The following is a 19452-nucleotide window of genomic DNA, read 5'->3' as shown; positions in this document are numbered from 1 at the left end:
CAAGAGCCTAGCCGGTCACCACCACGAGCACGCCCGGCGGCTGCTCGGCCAACTCAGGCAGTCGCGGTTCGACCGGCGCATCCAACAACCTGCCGACTTCCTCGGCGGCCTCCCGCTCCCCTGGGGCGTCGGTGAAATACACGGTGTTGGTTGTCACGTCGGGCAGCTCGAGGTTGCCGGTCTCTGCGACGGTCCAGCCGCCTTCACGCAACCGGTTGGCGGTGCCCTCCGCAGCGCCCTGCACCGTCGAGATGTTGAACACCCGCACCTCGGGCTTGGCCGGTTCGGGGGACTCTGTCGGACTGGCGGTGGTGACGGTCGGCGTGCTAGTCGCGATGGGCGACTGTTCGCCGTCGTCGTCCCCTGAACCCATCGCCTGGAATCCCACCAGGAGAAATACGACGCCGAGGAACAGCAGCACCATCACCATGGCACGCAGGGGTAGGCCAGAGGAGTTCTGCTGATTCATTGCGTTCACTGTATCCAGCCGGACAAGCGGGTCGAAGAATGCCCTTACGCCCTCAGGTGACGTCGAAGCCCAGCCGGCGCGCCGCCCGAGCCTTCTGCCGGCTCGCACGCAACCTTCGCAGCCGCTTGACCAGCATCGGATCCGCTGCGAGCGCCTCGGGGCGGTCTACCAGCGCGTTGAGCACCTGGTAGTAGCGGGTGGCCGACATGGAGAAAAGTTCTTTGATCGCGTCTTCCTTGGAACCCGCGTATTTCCACCACTGACGTTCGAACGCCAGGATGTCGTGTTCGCGCCGGGTCAGCCCATCGGCCAGCGCAGGGTCGTTTCCGGATTGCTCAGTCCGCGCGATTGCGCCGTCCATCTCGCTCCTGGACCCTTCCAACATTCGAAATGACATCGCTGTGGTTCGGCGCTCATTCAACCACGGGTTTGCAGCCTGAGGCGTCCGACATGCCCGCGAGTCGGGCGATAAGGATTGCCGACTTAAGCTGTTCCGCGTGGCCGTTGTACCGATACGCATCGTAGGAGATCCCGTCCTGCACACCGCGACCGAGCCCATACCCGTCGGTGAGGACGGTTCGCTGCCTGCCGATCTCGCGGACCTGATCGCCGATCTGTACGACACGATGGCGGCAGCCAACGGTGTCGGGCTCGCCGCGAATCAGATCGGCGTGGCCAAGCGCGTGTTCGTCTACGACTGCGCCGATGAACGCGGCAGGGTCACGCGGCGCAAAGGTGTGGTCGTCAATCCCGTACTCGAGACGTCCGAGGTTCCGGAGACGATGCCGGACCCGGACAACGACGACGAGGGCTGCCTGTCGGTGCCCGGCGAATCGTTTCCGACCGGGCGCGCGGACTGGGCGCGGGTGACGGGCCTGGACGCCGACGGCACGCCGATCACGCTCGAGGGCACCGGTCTGTTCGCGCGGATGCTGCAGCACGAGACGGGCCACCTCGACGGTTTCCTGTATCTGGACCGCCTGGTCGGCAGGCACGCGCGCAGCGCCAAACGCTCGGTGAAGTCGCACGGCTGGGGCGTGCCAGGGCTGACGTGGACGCCCGGCAAGGATCCCGACCCCTTCGGTCACTGATGCAGATCCCCCCGGTAGGTACGCGGGTGATGATTCGTCACCGTCTGCCCGCCGGGTCGGTGCCACCGCTGACGGACGTGATCGGTCACCTGGTGCAGACGGGGCCGGCGCTGCACGTGCGCACGAAGCGCGGAGACGTCGTGGCCGTGGCGGTCGACGACGTGATCGCGATCAGGGCGCTGGCCGGCGCGCCGGTACGCACGGTCGACATTCGCAACCTCGAGCACGCAGCCGCGCTGGCCTGGCCCGGCGTCGAACAGCAGTGGGTGGACGGATGGTTCTGCCGCTACGGGAACGGCAGCACGAGGCGCGCCAATTCAGCTGTCCCACTAAAGCTTTCAGTGTCGCCCGACCTGGGGGCGATCGCCGATTGGTATGCGGCGCGATCTATGGCGCCGTTGGTGAGCGTGCCGGACCGACTTTTTCGTGTACCGCCGCAGGCGTCAACCGAGGCCGCGAACCTCGTTATGGTCTGCGATATCGAGCCGGGCGAAGGCCCTGGCGCGGTAGGGCTGGCGCCACAACCGGATGACGAGTGGATGCGCATCTACGGCCGCGACGTACCCATCGACGTCCTTACCGCGGTGATCGGCGGCTCGGTGATCTTCGCGACGGTTGCCGGTGCAGCGGTGGCGCGGGCGGCGGTGACCGAGGCGCCCGACGGTACTCGCTGGCTGGGCTTGTCGGCATTGCAGGTGGCGCCGGATCAACGCAGGCACGGCCACGCGCGGGCCCTGTGTAGCGCGCTGCTCGCCTGGGGTGCGGACCATGGCGCCACCCGCGCGTACACCCAGGTTCTCGACGATAATGTCTCCGCGATAGCGCTTTTCGAGTCACTACGGTTCACGCTGCACCACCGCTCGCGCTATTGGCGAATCGACAAGGGCTAGCACGCCGCACCGACATTTGGCTGGAGTTATTCCCAATCGCAGGTTGATCCACAGGTTGGGGGTTGTGGGGTTCGGCGCGGGTGGTTGTGGCGGTGGGTGTCGTTAGCGTTGTGGTATGGGCGAATTCGTCACCGGAGTGGCGGCACGTGAGCGGTTTCGCGTGCTGCTGGATCAGGTCGACGATGCCTATACCCAGATGCGCGAGCTGTCCTCTGACGAGGTGGGCAACGCGTTTCGGGTGGAGATGGCCGAACGCCTCGAAACTCAGGAACGCACCAACCGGGGGTTGATGTATCGGGTGTTCGGGCAGATCGCCGATCCGCCCGATGAAGTCGGCTTGGTGGGTGGTGTGGTCGACAGTCTGTGGGCGCGGCTGCGGATCCCCGTTGACGAGATCAAGCGACGCATGAAGCTGGCCGCTCGAATTTCCCCGCGCCGCCAACTCGCCGGACCCGCGCTGCCGCCGCACCTGCCGCTGCTGGCCGCGGCCGTCGAGTCCGGCGTCATCGGCGAGGACCACCTGCGGGTGATCAGGAAGGCCATGGACCGGTTGCCGTCGTGTGTGTCGGCAGCTGACCGCGTGGAGGTCGAACGCAGCCTGGTCCGCGAGGCGGTCAAGAACGACGCGCAGATCGTCAGGGCCGCCGGTCGTCGCATCGATGAGATCTTCAACCCGGACGGCGATTTCGATGAGGCCGACCGGCAGCGTCGGCGCGCCATGGTGCTGGGTCCGCAGGGCCCCGACGGGATGTCACGGCTGTCGGGGTGGATCGACCCCGAAACCCGCTGCTATGTCGAAGCCGCCACTGCCGCGGTGCGTCCTGGCCGGCATCTGCCCGACGGCACCCCGGTCGAGAATCGCGATGACCGCAGCGCCGCACAGCGGTGTCACGACGGCATCAAACTCGGACTGAAGCTGGGCATCGCCTCCGGCGAGATGGGTTCCCATCGCGGCCATGCCGTCACGGTCATCGCCCGCACCACACTGGCCGAACTCAACCAGGCCGCCCATGCCGTGCACGATCCCGACATCCCGATGCCCTCGCCGGCGCACACCGGAGGGGACACCGCCCTGCCGATGCGGGACCTGATCCGGATGGCCACCGACGGGATCCACTACCTGGCGGTGTTCGAGGACCACAGTGAACGCCCCTCTACCTGGGCCGCCAGAAGCGCGTGGCCACCACCGACCAACGCATCATCTGCTACTCACGCGACGGCGGCTGCACCCGCCCGAATTGCACTGAACCCGGCTATCACAGTGAGGTCCACCACGGCGTTGACTGGGCCGCAGGCGGCGACACCGACGCCGACATGCTGTTCTTCGCCTGCGGGCCCGACCACGCAGCAGTCAGCAAGGGGCGATGGCAGACCACGATCACCGACACCGGACGACTGGCCTGGACCGACGGAACCCGACCCCCTGAGGTCAATCATGCCCACCACCCCGAGGAACTCCTCCGCAGCGACCCCGACCCACCCGGCGCGGAGAACTAGCACGCTGCATCGGCACCTCCGTAGGCTCGATCCATGCGCCTGGCCACGTGGAACGTCAACTCGATCCGCGCCCGTGTCGATCGGGTGGCGGACTGGTTGGAGCGTGCCGACGTCGACGTCCTCGCGATGCAGGAGACCAAGTGCTCCGACGAGCAGTTCCCCACCATGCCATTCCTGGCCGCCGGCTACGACGTGGTGCACTGCGGGTTCAACCAGTGGAACGGCGTCGCCATCGCATCCCGGGTCGGTATCGATGACGTCCAGGTCGGCTTCGACGGACAGCCGACGTGGAGCGACACGCCGGAGGTGGAGGCGGCGGCGGAGGCGCGTGCGCTGGGCGCGACGTGCAACGGAGTGCGGCTGTGGAGCTTGTACGTGCCCAACGGACGCTTCGTCGGCTCGCCGCACTATGTCTACAAGCTGGAATGGCTCGCCGCGCTGCGCAATACGGCACAGAAGTGGCTCCTCGACGATCCGACGGCACAGATCGCCATGGTGGGCGATTGGAACATCGCGCCGACCGATGAGGACGTGTGGAGCGTCGAGGCCTACGCGGGCAGCACCCACGTCACCGAGCCGGAGCGAGCGGCTTTCGACGCGATCCTCGACGCTCAATTCAGCGACGTGGTCCGGCCTTTCACCCCCGGCCCCGCCGTATACACCTACTGGGACTACACCCAGCTGCGGTTCCCGAAGAACCGCGGTATGCGCATCGATTTCATTCTCGGATCACCGGCGTTGGCGCAGCGTGTGACCCACGCCGAGATCGTCCGCGAGGAGCGAAAAGGGAAGTCCCCCAGCGATCATGCGCCGGTGCTTGTCGAGCTGGCCTCAACCGGTGAAGCCTCGCCATCGGCGTCGGCGTAACGGCCCGGGTTGAACAGCGACGCCACCATACCGACGACCATCATCGCCGCGGCCGCCACGAACACCACAACCAGGCCGGCATGGAACGGCTCGATGATCAGGTGCGGGAAGAACGTCTGCCCGGTCAACACGTCGGCATTCACACCCGGCTGCTGTAGCGCGTGGTAGGGCTCGAGCAGTTCGGCCATCGGGTTGTAGCCGAGGAATGCCGCGAACAGGCTGCCGACCGGCGGCAGATTCGCCACCTCGTGCGCCACATTTGCCGAGACGCCCTGCTCCTGCAGACCTGTGCTCAGCGCACCCGGAAGTGTGTTGGCCAGTCCGATAATCATGAGCGAGAAGAAGATTCCGATCGACAGCGACGACCCGGCATTGAAGAAGGTGGCCCGCACTCCCGAAGCGGCTCCACGCTCAGCCGCGGGCACGCTGGACATGATGGCAGCGGTATTGGGCGCGGTGAAGATGCCACCACCGAGGCCGTTGACGAAAACGAGCAGCGCGAAAACCCAGTAGTCGAAGTCGACCGGGATCATCACCAGGGCGATGAACGAAACCGCCATCAGCGCCATTCCGCCGACCGTGAACAACCTGGAGCCATAGCGGTCCGCCAGCATTCCGGCGAGCGGAGCCGCGACCAGGAAGCCGAACGTCGCAGGCAACAGGTAGATGCCGGCCCACAACGGTGTCGACTCGAAGCTGTAGCCGTGCAACGGAAGCCAGATCCCTTGCAGCCAGATGATGAGCATGAACTGCAGGCCACCGCGACCGACGGACGACATCAGGCCCGCAAGGTTGCCCATACCGAACGATGTCGAACGGAACAGCCGAAGATTCACCATCGGCTGCTCGAGCCGTAGCTCGATGAAGCAGAAGGCAACGAGCAACAACACCCCGAAGAGAATCGAACCGAGGACCCACGGGTTGGTCCACCCCGTCGTCGAATCTCCGTAGGGCTGAATGCCATAGGTGATCCCGACGAGAAGGGCGGTCAGTCCGATACCGAAGGTGAACGTGCCCGCCCAGTCCAGCCGGCCCGGGGTTCGCACGCCGAGCTCGCGCAGCGAGCGATAGCTCCAGACGGTACCGAACAACCCGATCGGCACGCCTACCCAGAAGATCGCCTGCCAGTGGAACTCGGAGAGCACCCCTCCGATGAGCAGGCCGAGGAACGAACCTGCAACGGCGGCAACCATGTTCACGCCGAGTGCCATACCGCGCTGGTTGGACGGAAACGCATCGGTGAGGATCGCCGCCGACGACGCCATCAGCATGGCGCCGCCGACGCCCTGGACCACGCGCCACGCGATCAGCCACACGGCGCCACCGCCGAGATGAAAGGGATCGAACGACAACGCAATCGCCGCGACGGTGAAGACCGCGAAACCGAGGTTGTAGATGCGGACGCGGCCGTACATGTCGCCTAACCGTCCGAAGAACACCACGAGCACCGCGGTCACCACCAGATAACCCATCAGCATCCAGAGCAGGTAACCGACGTTGGCGGGAGCCAAGGGGTTCAATCCGATGCCGCGGAAGATAGCGGGTAGTGAGATGAGCACGATCGACGCGTTGATCGCTGCAAGCAGCATGCCCAGCGTGGTGTTGGACAGCACGATCCACTTGTAGAACGGATGGTCGTGGTCCATGCGCTGACGTCGTAGCGCGGTCATCTCGAAATCGGTCGTCATCAATCTTCGCTTTACGTATCCACAGCTATCGGCAGAAAACACATATATTAGCTATATAAAGCAATGGGCAGCAATTCCTATTCCCACGCACGCATCGCCTGCGCTAGCGTGGCAAGAGTCCACACACGGGAGCGCACACCCAGTGCGCTGAGAGGACGGGTAGGCCCGTCGACCGTACGAACCTGACCGGGTAATGCCGGCGTAGGGAGATGCTGAAAGTGCTGCATTCCGACGTTTCCACCCCGATCCCAGCGGTGACCAGCGGCCCAATCGCGGGCAGCGCCAAGGTCTACCGGGACCTCGACGGGATGCGAGTGCCGTTCCGCCGCGTGAACCTGACAAACGGCGAGCACTTCGACCTGTATGACACCTCGGGCCCATACACCGACGCCGACGCGGCGCTCGACCTGCACCGTGGACTGCCGCCGCGCCCCGGTGTGGTGTCAGACCGCGGCACCCAGCTGCAACGGGCCCGCGCCGGCGAGGTCACCGCCGAGATGGCGTTCATCGCCGCCCGCGAGGGCCTGGCACCCGAGTTGGTTCGTGCCGAAGTTGCACAGGGGCGTGCAGTGATCCCCGCCAACCACAACCATCCCGAGGCCGAACCGATGATCATCGGCAAGGCATTCGCGGTGAAAGTCAATGCGAACATCGGCAATTCGGCCGTCAGCAGCTCGATCGCCGACGAGGTCGACAAGATGGTGTGGGCCACCCGGTGGGGCGCCGACACGATCATGGACCTGTCCACCGGTCGCGACATCCACCTGACGCGGGAATGGATCCTGCGCAATTCGCCGGTCCCCGTCGGCACGGTGCCGATCTACCAAGCGCTGGAGAAGGTCAATGGCGATCCGGTGGCGCTGACGTGGGAGTGCTACCGCGACACCGTGATCGAACAGTGCGAGCAGGGTGTGGACTACATGACCGTGCACGCAGGCGTCCTGCTGCGTTACGTGCCGCTGACCGCCAACCGCGTGACGGGAATCGTCAGCCGAGGTGGCTCCATCATGGCCGCCTGGTGTCTTGCCCACCATCAGGAGTCGTTCCTCTACACGCACTTCGCCGAACTGTGCGAGATCCTGCAGCGCTACGACGTCACGTTCTCACTCGGCGACGGATTACGGCCAGGCTCGATCGCCGACGCGAACGACGCCGCCCAGTTCGCCGAACTGCGCACGCTCGGGGAACTGACCAAGATCGCGAAATCCCATGGTGTGCAGGTGATGATCGAGGGTCCGGGTCACGTCCCGATGCACAAGATCGTCGAGAACGTGCGACTCGAAGAAGAGCTCTGCGACGAAGCTCCGTTCTACACGCTCGGCCCGCTGACGACCGACATCGCTCCGGCCTATGACCACATCACGTCGGCGATCGGCGCCGCGATGATCGCCCAGGCGGGCACCGCGATGCTCTGCTACGTGACGCCGAAGGAGCACCTGGGACTACCGGACCGCAAGGACGTCAAGGACGGCGTGATCGCCTACAAGATCGCAGCGCACGCCGCGGATCTGGCCAAGGGACACCCCCGTGCGCAGGAAAGGGACGACGCGCTGTCGCGTGCTCGGTTCGAGTTCCGATGGCACGACCAGTTCGCTCTCTCGCTGGATCCGGACACGGCCCGCGAGTTTCACGACGAGACCCTTCCCGCTAAACCGGCGAAAACGGCGCACTTCTGTTCGATGTGCGGTCCGAAATTCTGCTCTATGCGCATCACCCAGGACATCCGCGATGCCATGGCCGAAAAGTCCAAGGAGTTCGCCGAACACGGCAACCAGGTCTATCTTCCACTTGCATGAGGGGTGATGAGCGCTTGCGCGAAGAACAGACGATCGGGCTTCCGCTCACGCCGCCGGGCCAGACCCCACTTCGGGTCATGACGATCGCCGGGTCCGACTCCGGCGGCGGTGCGGGCATCCAGGCCGATATGCGGACGTTCGCGATGCTCGGCATGCACGGACTCGTCGCCGTGACCGCGGTGACCGTGCAGAATTCTCTGGGGGTCAAAGGGTTTCACGAAATCCCACTGGATGTCATCGCCGGCCAGATCGAAGCCGTGGCGTCCGACATCGGTGTTCAGGCCGCCAAGACCGGCATGCTGGCGTCCTCGGCGATCATCGACACCGTCGCTGACACCTGGCGCGGACAGGGCCTGGCCGGCACCGTCCCGTTCGTCGTCGACCCGGTGTGCGCGTCGATGCATGGCGATCCGCTGCTTCATCCCAGCGCCCTGGACTCCCTCAAGGGCCAGCTGTTCCCGCTGGCCACGCTGGTGACACCCAACCTCGACGAGGTGCGCCTGCTCGTCGACGTCGACGTCGTCGATGACGCGTCCCAGCGGGCGGCCGCGCATGCCCTGCACGCGCTCGGACCGCAGTGGGTGTTGGTGAAGGGTGGACACCTGAGGGCGTCGTCGCAGAGCCCTGATCTGCTGTTCGACGGAACCGACTTCTTCGAGTTCGACACCGCCCGCATCGACACCGGACACGACCACGGGGCCGGTGACACGTTGGCCGCAGCCATTGCGAGCGCGCTGGCCCACGGCTACACCGTGCCGGATGCGGTGGCGTTCGGAAAGCGTTGGGTCACCGAATGTCTGCGCGCGGCGTACCCGCTGGGCCACGGCCACGGACCGGTGTCCGCGCTCTTCAGGCTCCACCGGTGAACCTCGAGGATATCGCGGGCATCGCCCACGAACCGCCGGGCCAAGTCGTCCCCGTTGGCACAGTGATGCTGACCCACGGCGCCGGCGGTAGTCGGGATTCCCCACTGCTGCAGAAGATCTGCGATGAGTGGGCCACACGCGGCTGGCTGGCGGTACGTTTCAACCTGCCGTATCGGCGGAGACGTCCGAAGGGGCCGCCGTCGAACTCAGCTGCGACCGACCAGGCCGGAATCGTCGAGGCCGTCGAGCTGGCCCGCACCCTCACCGAAGGACCGGTCGTCGCGGGCGGGCACTCGTACGGCGGCCGGATGACATCGATGGTCGTCGCCGACGACGCCGCGAAAGTCGATGCGCTTACCCTGTTTTCGTATCCGCTGCATCCCCCCGGCAAGCCGGAACGGGCACGCACCGAACATCTCCCGCGGATATCCGTGCCTACGGTCTTCACCCACGGCACCGCCGACCCGTTCGGGTCGATCGACGAGCTACGCACCGCGGCGGCGCTGATCTCCGGCAGCACCGAGGTCGTCGAGATCAACGGCGCCCGACATGATCTCGGCTCGAAGACGCTGAATGTCCCGGCGCTGGCGGTCGACGCGGCATTACGTTTGCTGGGTGCTGCGTCCTAAGGGTGGTCATCGATCCGCGCTTGACGCTAATGTCACGGGGTGACCACGCCGCCGGGCAATCCCCCGCCATATGGCCAGCAGCCGCCTCCATACGGTGAGCAACCTCCGTACGGACCCGGCCCGTACCCACCTCCGCCTCCGCCGCCGCCGTACTCCCAACAGCCGCCGTACTCCCAGCAGCCGCCGTACTCCCAGCAGCCGCCCGGCTATTTCCCGCCGCCACAGAAGTCGAACTCCAAGAAGATCGTCTTCATCGTCCTCGGTGTCATCGCGGCCCTGCTCGTGCTCGTCGTCGGCGGCGGCATCGCGTTGTATCTGGCATTCGGCCAGGGCACCGTCACCGCGACCGACGTCGAGATGGGCGACTGCCTTTCAGAGATCCCCGGCGACACCCGAGTGTTGACCGTCAAGACCATCGATTGCGCCGAACCGCATGCAGGGGAGGTGTTCGCGGTGCTGCAGATGCCTGGGGGCGACTTTCCCGGTCAGGCGGCCATCGACGCGTACGCCGACAAGTGCAGCCCGGAGCTTGCGACCTATTCGCCCTCGTCGATGACCGACGACAGCGTCCAACTCTACGTGCTGTACCCCACAGCCGAAACGTGGGAACAGGGCGACAGGGCTGTGACCTGCGTCGCGACGCTCGACCCACCGCGGGCCGGCTCCATAAGAGGCTGAGTCCTTCGCGGGAATTGAGCAGTACCTGAGGTACCGTTCTTCCATGACTTCGGAACAATTCGACGCCGTGATCGTGGGCGCCGGTTTCGGGGGGATCGGTGCTGCCATCCAGCTCAAGCGGATGGGCTACGAGAACTTCGTCATTCTTGACCGGGAGGACGACCTCGGCGGGACCTGGCACATCAACCGCTACCCCGGCCTGGCCGTCGACGTCCCGACGACCACCTACTCCTACTTCTTCGAGCCGAACCCCAACTGGTCGCGACTCTTCTCCACCGGTGCGGAGATCAAGCAGTACGCCAACGATGTCGCCGACAAGTACGACGTGCGCGCACACATGAGGTTCAACACCAGCGTGGAGAGCGCCCGCTGGGACGAGGAGACCAAGGTCTGGTGCATCGCGCTGGCCGGCGGTGAGACCCTCACCGCGCGCTACCTGATCACCGCCACCGGCTTTCTGTCCCAGCCGAAGACACCGGACATCCCGGGCATCACGCAATTCGCGGGCAAGATCATCCACACCACCGAATGGGACGACAGCTACGACCTCGAGGGTAAGCGCATCGCCATCATCGGCACCGGCGCCACCGCGGTTCAGCTCATCCCCGAGCTGGCCAAGAAGGCGGCCGACCTCACCGTCTACCAGCGCACCGCCATCTGGGTGGTACCCAAGCTCGATTTCCGTTTCTCCGCGCGGGCAAAGCGCCTCTTCGCGCGAGTGCCCTTGGCGCAGCGGGCCATCCGTGCGATCACCGACGCGCTGTACGAGTTCTTCATTTTCGTCGAACTCCACCAGAACAACCTTTTCCTTCGGCGGCTCAACGTCGCGGCGGGCGACCTGTCCAAGACCCACCGCATCTTGTCCGTTCGGGATCGGAGAGTGCGTGAGCAGTTGACGCCCGACTACGACTTCGGTTGTAAGCGGCCGACGTTCTCGAACGATTACTACCGCATCTTCAACAAGCGCCACGTACACCTGCAAGCCAGCGGGATCGAGCACATCGAGCCGGATGCCATCGTCTCCAGCGACGGCACCAGGACGCCGATCGACGCACTCGTACTCGCGACCGGGTTCGACCTGTGGGAGGCCAACTTCCCGGCCATCGAGATCGTCGGCCGTGCAGGCCGTAACCTCGGAAAGTGGTGGCGCGACACCAGGTTCCAGGCATATCAGGGATTGACGGTTCCGTACTTCCCCAACTACCTGAGCATGGCCAGCCCGTACGCGTTCCTCGGGTTGAACTTCTTCAACACGGTGGAATACCAGATGCGACATATGGACCGGCTGTTGGGCGAGGTGAAGCGCCGCGGTGCCACAACGTTCGAAGTCACCGAGGAAGCCAACACCCGCTATCTCGACCGGATGTCGGAGCTGATCGGGAATTCGGTGTTCATGCGCGGGAATTGCGCGACGTCGCGGTCGTACTACTTCGACCCGAAGGGCGAGGCCAACCTGCTGCGCCCCCTTTCGACGCGCGCGGCGTTGAAGGAAGCCTCCGATTACCCGCTGAGCGACTATCAGATTGACTGATCAGAGAGGATCGGTAGCAGTGCCCTCAGAACAGAAGAATTCGCGTGGCGCGACGATAGCGGGCCTGGCCCTCGCAGGGACGGGCCTGGCCCACTTCGCCCGCCCTCAGCTCTTCGAATCGATCACCGCGCCGGCTTTTCCGCGCAACACCCAACAGAACATCTACATCAACGGCGGCATCGAGACGGCTCTGGGCCTCGGCCTCGTCGCACCGAAGACCCGCCGCCTGGCCGTCGTCGGAATGCTCGCGTACGGCGCCTACTTGGCGGGCAATGTCGCTCGTAACCGGTAGCGGCCCAACAACGTCAGGTCGAGCAGCCGCTCCATCGTCTCGAAGCTGTGCACCGATCGCTCGTAGTGCATCAGGCGGCCGAGATCGACCACCAGTGACATCGCCGCGTGCACGGCGAACCGCGCCTGTCCCGGTGTCCACTCCGGACGGACCGCCACGACCAGTTCGACCCATGCCTCCACCGTGGAGCGTTGCATGTTGCGCAGGACCTTCTGGTCGGCCGCGGTCATGTTGAGCCGCTCGCTGTAGTAGACGTAATCGAGTTCCGGCCGGTCGAACGACCGAGCGACGTACGCATCGATGACCGCGGTCAGCGCCTCCTGCGGATCAGCGATCGTGGCCGTGATGGTCGAGGTATCCGCCGAGAGCCGATCGGCCGCCCTGCGGAACGCCGCCGCGAGGATGTCGCTCTTGCCGGAGAAGTACCGGTAGATCCCCGACGCCGGCATGCCGACCGCCGCCGCGATGTCTTCCATCCCCGTGTCGCGATATCCGTTGAGATTGAACAACCGCATCGATTCGTCAAGCAGCGCTTCGTATCTCGACGACTCCGTGCCCGTCGACACGTTCGGGTCTATGGCATCCTGATCGTCGGCGGGATCGGGGAGTTCGGCGGCCAGAACGGCATCCGCGAGCTCGGCCAGCAACGCCCGCACCTGAATCGCGGGCAGCTTGGCCCGGTGATCGACGATGCTGCCGAGCACCGAAAGGACCGCCGTCGACAACGTCCAGCGTTGCCGACCGGTGAGCTCGGGGCGGATGACGCATAGGGGTCGCTGGATCCGGTGGTGCACGGTGCGCATCTGCGCTATCAGCGTGGCCTGGTCGTCGCCGCGCAGATAGCGGCCTTCCCATCGATAGAGCCCGCCGGATTCGCGATTGGCCATCGCGGTGTCGATGAGCGCGGCGACCAGTCGGCGCAGCACGACTTGCGGGTCCTCCGTCGCGGCGTCCTCGGCGAACTCTGTGCAGTCCACCAGTTGCTGGCCGAGGCTGAGCACCGCATCACGGAAGAGCTCGTACTTGCCGGTGTAGTGCCGGTACAGCGCCGCGGCCGAGATGCCCACGCGAGACGCGATGGCTTCCATGCTCACACCGTGAAAGCCCAGCGTGCTGAACGCTTCGGCCGAAGCACGAGCGATCTGGGCCTTGCGATCCTTGGGGCGGCGCCGAATCGATTCGCCGCTTGCTGGCCGGTGGCGCGCCATGGCACACACCATAACCGAAGTTACCCAAACATCGCTCGCGAGCAGGTCGAAAACCCGCCAAAAGCAGTGACGATGGGAAGAACGGTCATTAACATAGAGCCTCCGCGACACGAACGGGGGCCGTATGCATCACTATCATCATCGCGCGTTCTACTTCGGCGTCGGGTGCGTCGTCGTGATCGCCGCGGGGCTGCTGGCCCTCAAATATCCGGTCTTCCTCGACGCCTTCGACCAATACGGGTTCCAGATCAAGTGCGGGACGGGATTCGCCACCGATCTGAGCCAGGCCGCGGCCGCCGCCGGTGAGCACTCCTACGTCGACCAATGTGAGACTGCTGTTCTCACACGCCGGCTGTGGACGATCCCACCCGTGGTGATCGCGTCGATTGCGCTCGCCGTACTCGCTGCGGTGACAGCGCTCGTCTGGGGCAGCGAATCGGCATTCGGGAAAGACCCCGTCGCCTGAAATAGCATCAACGTGTGAGCACGCCGGACGGCCCTGCGCTTTCCCGGCGCCTTAACACTTTCGACGCCGTCATCATCGGCCTGGGGTCGATGGTCGGCGCGGGCATATTCGTCGCGCTGGCCCCTGCGGCGGCCGCCGCCGGGTCCGGTCTGCTCGTGGGCCTGGGCATCGCCGCGGTCGTCGCGTACTGCAATGCCACCTCCTCGGCCCGGTTGGCGGCCCGGTATCCGCAATCCGGCGGCACCTACGTATACGGCAGGGAACGACTCGGAGATTTCTGGGGCTATACCGCGGGGTGGAGCTTCGTCGTCGGCAAGACGGCCTCCTGCGCGGCCATGGCACTCACCGTCGGCTACTACGTGTGGCCGGCCTGGGCGCATGCGGTTGCGGTCGCAGCGGTGGTGGCACTGACGGCGTTGAACTACACCGGCATTCAAAAGTCGGCGCTGCTGACCCGCGCCATCGTCGCCGTGGTGCTCGCGGTGCTCGCGGCGGTGGTGGTCCTCATCCTCGGCTTCGGCGACGCGGAAGTGTCGCGGATCGGCCTGCATTCGGACCTCTCCGTTGCGGGCGTGCTGCAGGCCGCGGGCTTGCTGTTCTTCGCATTCGCCGGCTACGCGCGCATCGCGACCCTCGGCGAGGAGGTGCGCGATCCGGCCCGCACGATCCCACGCGCCATCCCGATCGCGCTGACGATTGCGTTGGTGGTGTACGGCGTGGTGGCCGTCGCGGTGCTGGCCGAATCAGGCAGTGACACACTCGCTTCCACGACGGCGCCGCTCGCCGACGCGGTCACCGCGGCGGGCTTTCCCGTGCTGGAACCCATCGTCCGCGTCGGGGCCGCCGTCGCCGCGCTCGGTTCACTGCTCGCTCTTGTTCTCGGGGTGTCGCGCACCACCTTGGCGATGGCGCGCGACCGCCACCTCCCGCACGCCCTGTCCGCCGTGCACCCTCGGTTCGGCAGCCCACATCGCGCTGAGGTGGCCGTCGGCATCGTGGTGGCGGTAGCCGCGGCGCTCGTCGACGTCCGAGACGCGATCGGCTTCTCGTCGTTCGCCGTCCTGCTGTACTACGCGATCGCCAACGCGTCGGCGTGGACGCTGGAGCCGGAAGGCCGGCGACTGGGGGCTTGGGCCGCGCGGATCGGTCCGGGCTTGGGCCTGGCGGGCTGCCTGTTGCTCGCGTTCACCCTGCCCCTGTCGTCGGTGATCGTTGGCAGTTGCGTGGTGCTCGCAGGGACGGTTGCCTACGGTCTTAGAGCATGGCTCTCCTGACATGGACGAAGGTCGATGCAAGTGCCGACGACGACTTCGTCGTCGCGCCTGACGAACGGCTCGACTGGTTCCGCACGATCGGCATCGGCGCACAACACGTCGTGGCGATGTTCGGCGCGACCTTCCTGGTGCCGGTACTCACCGGATTTCCGCCGGCGACCACCCTGCTGTTCTCCGGTATCGGCACGGTGCTGTTCCTGCTGATCACCGGCAACCGGCTGCCGAGTTATCTCGGTTCGAGCTTCTCGGTGATCGCTCCGGTCACCGCGGCCGTCGCGTCGAACGGGACGGGCAGCGCCCTTGGCGGCCTGGTGGCGGTCGGTGTCGCACTGATCGTCATCGGCGCCGTCGTGCATCTGGTCGGCACGCACTGGATCGATGTGACCCTGCCTCCGGTGGTCACCGGCGCGATCGTCGCGCTGATCGGCTTCAACCTCGCGCCCGCAGCGAAGACGAACTTCGAGCAGGGCCCGCTCGTGGGCATCGTCACGCTGGTGCTGTTGCTGGCGACGCTGGCGTTGTTCCGCGGCATCATCGGACGACTCGCGATCTTCATCGCCGTGTTCGCGGGGTACCTGCTGGCGCTGATCCTGGGCGAGGTCGACACCTCGGGTATCAAGGCCGCACCCTGGGTGGGGCTTCCCGAGTTCCAGACCCCGACCTTCACGTTGGCGGTGTTGCCGATGTTCCTGCCCGCCGTCATCGCCCTGGTGGCCGAGAACATCGGGCACGTCAAGTCGGTCGGCCAGATGACCGGCACCGACGTCGATCCGGTGACGGGCCGCGCGCTGGCCGCCGACGGCGTGGCGACGACGCTGGCGGGCTTCGGCGGCGGTTCGGCGACCACCACGTACGCGGAGAACATCGGCGTCATGGCCGCCACCCGCGTCTATTCGACGGCGGCGTACTGGGTTGCCGCGGCGGTCGCCATCGCGCTATCGCTGTGCCCGAAGGTTGGCGCCGCCATCTCGGCCATCCCAGCAGGAGTGCTCGGCGGGGCTACGGTTGTCCTGTACGGATTGGTCGGCATTCTCGGCGTGCGGATATGGCTGACGAATGGAGTCGACTTCTCCAAGCCGATCAACCAGATGACCGCGGCCATCCCCCTTGTCATCGGCATCGCCGACTTCACCTGGCAGGCAGGCAATTTGACGTTCACCGGTATCGCGCTAGGGTCGATCGCCGCCCTGGCCGTGTATCACGGCATGCGGCTGCTGGGTTTCAGACGGGCTAGCGACCGCTCCGATGTCGCTGATCCCGCACCGGAACTCCATTGACACCCTCGAGCGATTGCGCGTACGTGCCGACCGTAAAGGCCGCCGCCGCTCCCATGACCGCCAGCGCATCGCGGTCGATGTTGTCGATCGTGTCGCGCGGAGTCCGGTAGTTGGGGTCATACGGCACGCCGGCGCGGCCGCCCCAAAGCCGTGCCTGTACTTCGGTTTTCCGCTGCGATGCACCCGTCGTCAGTCCGCCGACAGGTACGCCTGCGGTCAGGAATGCGTTGTAGTCGGTGTAGCGGGTCAGCGGCATGTCGGCGGGCCGCGCGCCCGCACTGTTGAGGTAGGACGCCAGCGTTCGCTCGATGCCGGCTGAACCCACCGGAATGGTATCCAGCGGGATTTCGGGATTCGGCTGGCCCGACTGGTCGCCGTCGTAGGTGAAGTAGCCGGCGTTGGGTGAACCGATCATCTCGAGGTCGAGATACAGCGCGATCTCGTCGAGTTGTCCGGCCTCGAGTCCGCGGATGTACTTCGTCGCCCCCTGCAGCGCATTCTCCTCCGAACCCCACAGGGCGAACCGCACGGCGTTCTTTATCTGCGGTGCCGAACCAAGCGCCGCAGCGGTCTCCAGCACCGCTGCGACCCCTGAGCCGTCGTCGTTGATGCCGGGGCTACGGGCAGAGCTGTCGAGGTGCGCACCGACCATCACCACATTGCTGGTGTCACCCGATTTGGTCTGCGCCAGCACATTTCGGGCTTTCCTCATCACCGGTTTGTTGTCCAGAATCAGCTTCACGGGTGCGGTGGTGCGCCGCAGCGCCGCGTTCGCGTCGTTGCCGATCACACCGACCGGGACGGTGAGTTGCTGGTAGTAGCCCGGTGTGAAGAGGCCGGGTGGGCTGCCTGCGCCCGGCGCGGGAGCGCTGACGACGAGCATGCCCACCGCACCCCGGTCGACGGCGGCGTTCTGCTTGTCGACGACCGAGCAGCCGGCGTCGTCGACGACGGCGATCGCGCCCTTCATCGACACCGTGCCATAGTCGGCGGAGCGGCATCCCGTGGATGTCCTCTGCGGTCGCAGCGTCACCCCGCTCAACCCGGCGCGCGGTGTGGTGATCAGCAGTGACGCCTGCTCGACGTTGTAGTTGCGGCCGGCGATCGTGAGTTTCGGGTCTCCGCCCTCCGAGCGGGCGAGCAATTCGAACTCCGGAGTCTGAACATCGAATCCTCTGTCCTGCAGGAACTTTGCAACATAGTCCACGCTGGCGTCATAGCCGGGGGTGCCGTTGGCCCTGGTGCCGTCGTTCGCTTCGGCGATCTTCTGCAGTTCGTTCAGGTGCGCATACATTCCGTCCGCGCCGACCTTGCCCGCCAGTTCGGCCGCTAGATCCGGTGAAGGGCCTGCGGAGTCCGACGAGGAGCACGACGTCAGCACCGCAGTGACCGCAAGGACTGCCGCCCATCGCTTCATGATTCGAGCACGTGACGTGTGCGGTCCTCGCGGATCGGCACACCGTTGCGTCCGGACTGATCCTGCGCGTACAGCGCGACGGCGTATGCCGCACCGCGACCGTTGATTTCGAACGCCGTACGGTCGATGTTGTCGATGTTGTCGCCTGATTTGTGGTAATTCGGGTCGAACGGCTGACCCGCCTCGCCACCCCACCGCTCGGCCTGTTCGGGCGTCATCTTCTCCTCGGCGCCGGTGAAAAGACCACCGGCGGCAACCCCGGCGAGCGTGAAACTGCTGAAATCCGAACGACCTTCGAATTGGACGTCCTCGGGGTTCTTCCCCGCGCTCTTGAGGTAGGCCACGAGCGTGCGCTCGATCCCCGCCGACCCCTCCGGTATGCGTGGCGCCTGCTGACTGGGATCCGGCGGCGCGGACTGATCGCCGTCGATCGTGAAGTAGCCCGGATTGGGCGAGGCCACCATGTCGAAGTTCAGATAGAGGGCGAGATCCATCAACGCGTCGCGATCCAGCGATGCCACATAGTCCTTGGAACCGAGCAGACCGAGTTCCTCCGCTCCCCAGAACCCGAACCGCACCGCGTATTTCACCTCCGGCGAGCTCCCCAGCTGCAGCGCCGTTTCCAGCACCGCAGCCACCCCTGAGCCGTTGTCGTTGATCCCGGGCCCTTCGGCGACGCTGTCCAGGTGTGCACCCATCATCACGACGTCGGACGTGGACCCCGTCTTGGTCTGGGCGACCACGTTGCGGGTGCGCTCCACGCGTACGCCGGCGTTGAGCTTGACAGTGGCGGGGCCGGGATCCGCCCGCAGTCGCGCGCCGGTGGCCTTCGTGACGCCGATGACCGGAATCTTCACATCCGTGTCGGGACCGAGCGTGCCGCCCATCTCGTCGCCGTCGACGTTGTTGGCGACGACCAACGCGACCGCGCCGCGCTCGGCGGCGGCGGCCTGTTTGTCGCCGAATTGGCACTTCCCGCGATCGACGAGCACGATCGCACCGTTGACCGGCAGACCGTCGTAATCGGATGCCGTGCATCCCGGTGAGTCCTCGACGCGGGCGGGCACCAGCTCACCGGCGACCCCGTCACCCTTCGTGCCGATGGTGAACTCCAGCGGAAACGCCTCGACTTTGTCGCCCGAAACGGTCAGCGCGGGCTCGTCGGAATAGGGCAGGCGCACCTCGAACTCAGGGGTTTGCACGTCGAACCCCTTGTTGCGCAGGGTGTTCGCCACATAGTCGACGCTGGCATCATATCCAGGGGTGCCGAGCGCCCTGTTGCCCCCGTGCTCGTCGGCGATCTCCTGCAGCTTGGTGACGTGCGCCATCAGCGCGTCACCTGTCACCGCCTCCGAGATCTTCTGCGCGAAGACCGTGGCCGCCGTGGTTGGCCCCGCCGGGGTGGGCGGAGGCTGCGACGGCTGGGGGCGCATCTCGCGTCCGCACCCGGCCAGCACCAGGACGGCGGCCAGCCACAGGGCGGCCAATCTCCACCACGTTTTGTGCGCCATCACCA

Annotated in this window: 18 protein-coding genes, 1 pseudogene and 1 riboswitch; of the genes and pseudogenes, 13 read left to right on the top strand and 6 right to left on the bottom strand. The window is 65.9% G+C overall.

Annotated elements, in window-relative coordinates:
- Positions 1-7 precede the first annotated feature (7 nt).
- Positions 8-469: a LytR C-terminal domain-containing protein gene (locus G6N36_RS24060; protein WP_107528854.1), complete on the bottom strand. Its 462-nt coding sequence runs from the start codon at positions 467-469 to the stop codon at positions 8-10.
- A 52-nt stretch (positions 470-521) separates the two neighbouring features.
- Positions 522-830: a nucleoid-associated protein NapA gene (locus G6N36_RS24055; RefSeq protein WP_083124120.1), complete on the bottom strand. Its 309-nt coding sequence runs from the start codon at positions 828-830 to the stop codon at positions 522-524.
- 136 nt (positions 831-966) lie between these two features.
- Between G6N36_RS24055 and G6N36_RS24050 the strand changes: the two genes are divergently transcribed.
- The 4 genes and pseudogenes from G6N36_RS24050 to G6N36_RS24035 all read left to right on the top strand — a co-directional run bounded on the left by G6N36_RS24050 (position 967) and on the right by G6N36_RS24035 (position 4814).
- Positions 967-1560 carry a peptide deformylase gene (locus G6N36_RS24050; RefSeq protein WP_083124119.1) on the top strand — a complete coding sequence of 198 codons (594 nt, stop codon included), beginning with the start codon at positions 967-969 and terminating at the stop codon, positions 1558-1560.
- A complete protein-coding gene (locus G6N36_RS24045) occupies positions 1560-2450 on the top strand; it encodes an N-acetylglutamate synthase, CG3035 family (RefSeq protein WP_163689288.1) in 891 nt (296 codons plus the stop codon). Before G6N36_RS24050 ends, G6N36_RS24045 begins: the two co-directional genes overlap by 1 nt.
- 115 nt (positions 2451-2565) lie before the next feature.
- A pseudogene (locus G6N36_RS24040) lies at positions 2566-3947 on the top strand (DUF222 domain-containing protein).
- Positions 3948-3980: 33 nt separating this feature from the next.
- The gene (locus G6N36_RS24035; RefSeq protein ID WP_163689287.1) at positions 3981-4814 is read left to right on the top strand and encodes an exodeoxyribonuclease III; all 834 of its coding nucleotides are present in this window, start codon (positions 3981-3983) and stop codon (positions 4812-4814) included.
- Here the strand turns inward: G6N36_RS24035 and G6N36_RS24030 are convergent.
- The gene (locus tag G6N36_RS24030) at positions 4751-6502 is read right to left on the bottom strand and encodes an MFS transporter (protein ID WP_163689286.1); all 1752 of its coding nucleotides are present in this window, start codon (positions 6500-6502) and stop codon (positions 4751-4753) included. The two genes, G6N36_RS24035 and G6N36_RS24030, sit on opposite strands and share 64 nt — an antisense overlap.
- Positions 6503-6617: 115 nt before the next feature.
- A riboswitch (TPP riboswitch) is annotated at positions 6618-6728 on the top strand.
- Here G6N36_RS24030 and thiC point away from each other — a divergent pair.
- The 6 genes from thiC to G6N36_RS24000 all read left to right on the top strand — a co-directional run bounded on the left by thiC (position 6712) and on the right by G6N36_RS24000 (position 12294).
- Positions 6712-8298, top strand: a complete 1587-nt coding sequence (gene thiC, locus G6N36_RS24025; protein ID WP_163689285.1) for a phosphomethylpyrimidine synthase ThiC — start codon at positions 6712-6714, stop codon at positions 8296-8298. It overlaps the preceding riboswitch by 17 nt.
- A complete protein-coding gene (gene thiD, locus G6N36_RS24020) occupies positions 8295-9164 on the top strand; it encodes a bifunctional hydroxymethylpyrimidine kinase/phosphomethylpyrimidine kinase (RefSeq protein WP_163689284.1) in 870 nt (289 codons plus the stop codon). The genes thiC and thiD overlap by 4 nt, the downstream gene beginning before the upstream one ends.
- A complete protein-coding gene (locus G6N36_RS24015; protein ID WP_163689283.1) occupies positions 9161-9793 on the top strand; it encodes an alpha/beta hydrolase family protein in 633 nt (210 codons plus the stop codon). Before thiD ends, G6N36_RS24015 begins: the two co-directional genes overlap by 4 nt.
- A 39-nt stretch (positions 9794-9832) precedes the next feature.
- Complete coding sequence (locus G6N36_RS24010; protein ID WP_163689282.1) at positions 9833-10471, top strand: septum formation family protein; 639 nt, start codon at positions 9833-9835, stop codon at positions 10469-10471.
- 43 nt (positions 10472-10514) lie between these two features.
- Positions 10515-12002 (top strand): flavin-containing monooxygenase, encoded by a 1488-nt coding sequence (locus G6N36_RS24005; protein WP_163689281.1) that lies wholly within the window; start codon positions 10515-10517, stop codon positions 12000-12002.
- 19 nt (positions 12003-12021) lie between these two features.
- Positions 12022-12294, top strand: a complete 273-nt coding sequence (locus G6N36_RS24000) for a DoxX-related protein (protein WP_163689280.1) — start codon at positions 12022-12024, stop codon at positions 12292-12294.
- Here the strand turns inward: G6N36_RS24000 and G6N36_RS23995 are convergent.
- Entirely contained in the window at positions 12261-13502 is a 1242-nt protein-coding gene (locus tag G6N36_RS23995) for a TetR/AcrR family transcriptional regulator (protein WP_163689279.1), read from the bottom strand. The two genes, G6N36_RS24000 and G6N36_RS23995, sit on opposite strands and share 34 nt — an antisense overlap.
- Positions 13503-13626: 124 nt before the next feature.
- Here G6N36_RS23995 and G6N36_RS23990 point away from each other — a divergent pair, with 124 nt between their 5' ends.
- The 3 genes from G6N36_RS23990 to G6N36_RS23980 are packed head-to-tail and all read left to right on the top strand — an operon-like array spanning position 13627 to position 16519.
- Positions 13627-13968, top strand: coding sequence for a hypothetical protein (locus G6N36_RS23990; RefSeq protein ID WP_163689278.1), 342 nt, complete (start codon positions 13627-13629; stop codon positions 13966-13968).
- Between the two features lie 14 nt (positions 13969-13982).
- Positions 13983-15242, top strand: a complete 1260-nt coding sequence (locus G6N36_RS23985) for an APC family permease (protein WP_163689277.1) — start codon at positions 13983-13985, stop codon at positions 15240-15242.
- Positions 15230-16519 carry a uracil-xanthine permease family protein gene (locus G6N36_RS23980; protein WP_163689276.1) on the top strand — a complete coding sequence of 430 codons (1290 nt, stop codon included), beginning with the start codon at positions 15230-15232 and terminating at the stop codon, positions 16517-16519. The genes G6N36_RS23985 and G6N36_RS23980 overlap by 13 nt, the downstream gene beginning before the upstream one ends.
- On the opposite strand, the gene G6N36_RS23975 is transcribed toward G6N36_RS23980, so the two are convergent.
- Both G6N36_RS23975 and G6N36_RS23970 read right to left on the bottom strand, forming a co-directional pair.
- Positions 16473-17936 carry a M28 family peptidase gene (locus G6N36_RS23975; protein ID WP_163689275.1) on the bottom strand — a complete coding sequence of 488 codons (1464 nt, stop codon included), beginning with the start codon at positions 17934-17936 and terminating at the stop codon, positions 16473-16475. The genes G6N36_RS23980 and G6N36_RS23975 overlap by 47 nt on opposite strands.
- On the bottom strand, positions 17933-19447 hold the full coding sequence (locus tag G6N36_RS23970) for a M28 family metallopeptidase (RefSeq protein WP_163689274.1): 1515 nt from the start codon (positions 19445-19447) through the stop codon (positions 17933-17935). The genes G6N36_RS23975 and G6N36_RS23970 overlap by 4 nt, the downstream gene beginning before the upstream one ends.
- Positions 19448-19452: the final 5 nt, after the last annotated feature.

This window comes from Mycolicibacterium gadium, assembly GCF_010728925.1.
In the GTDB taxonomy this organism is placed as follows: domain Bacteria; phylum Actinomycetota; class Actinomycetes; order Mycobacteriales; family Mycobacteriaceae; genus Mycobacterium; species Mycobacterium gadium.
This window is presented reverse-complemented; position numbering and strand designations above follow the sequence as displayed.

Excerpts from the sequence above, each read along its gene's own strand:
- G6N36_RS24060 (WP_107528854.1), bottom strand. The coding sequence starts at position 469 with ATGAATCAGCAGAACTCCTCTGGCCTACCCCTGCGTGCCATGGTGATG.
- G6N36_RS24055 (WP_083124120.1), bottom strand. The coding sequence starts at position 830 with ATGGACGGCGCAATCGCGCGGACTGAGCAATCCGGAAACGACCCTGCG.
- G6N36_RS24045 (WP_163689288.1), top strand. The coding sequence starts at position 1,560 with ATGCAGATCCCCCCGGTAGGTACGCGGGTGATGATTCGTCACCGTCTG.
- G6N36_RS24035 (WP_163689287.1), top strand. The coding sequence starts at position 3,981 with ATGCGCCTGGCCACGTGGAACGTCAACTCGATCCGCGCCCGTGTCGAT.
- G6N36_RS24030 (WP_163689286.1), bottom strand. The coding sequence starts at position 6,502 with ATGACGACCGATTTCGAGATGACCGCGCTACGACGTCAGCGCATGGAC.
- thiC (WP_163689285.1), top strand. The coding sequence starts at position 6,712 with ATGCTGAAAGTGCTGCATTCCGACGTTTCCACCCCGATCCCAGCGGTG.
- thiD (WP_163689284.1), top strand. The coding sequence starts at position 8,295 with ATGAGGGGTGATGAGCGCTTGCGCGAAGAACAGACGATCGGGCTTCCG.
- G6N36_RS24005 (WP_163689281.1), top strand. The coding sequence starts at position 10,515 with ATGACTTCGGAACAATTCGACGCCGTGATCGTGGGCGCCGGTTTCGGG.
- G6N36_RS23995 (WP_163689279.1), bottom strand. The coding sequence starts at position 13,502 with ATGGCGCGCCACCGGCCAGCAAGCGGCGAATCGATTCGGCGCCGCCCC.
- G6N36_RS23990 (WP_163689278.1), top strand. The coding sequence starts at position 13,627 with ATGCATCACTATCATCATCGCGCGTTCTACTTCGGCGTCGGGTGCGTC.
- G6N36_RS23980 (WP_163689276.1), top strand. The coding sequence starts at position 15,230 with ATGGCTCTCCTGACATGGACGAAGGTCGATGCAAGTGCCGACGACGAC.
- G6N36_RS23975 (WP_163689275.1), bottom strand. The coding sequence starts at position 17,936 with ATGAAGCGATGGGCGGCAGTCCTTGCGGTCACTGCGGTGCTGACGTCG.
- G6N36_RS23970 (WP_163689274.1), bottom strand. The coding sequence starts at position 19,447 with ATGGCGCACAAAACGTGGTGGAGATTGGCCGCCCTGTGGCTGGCCGCC.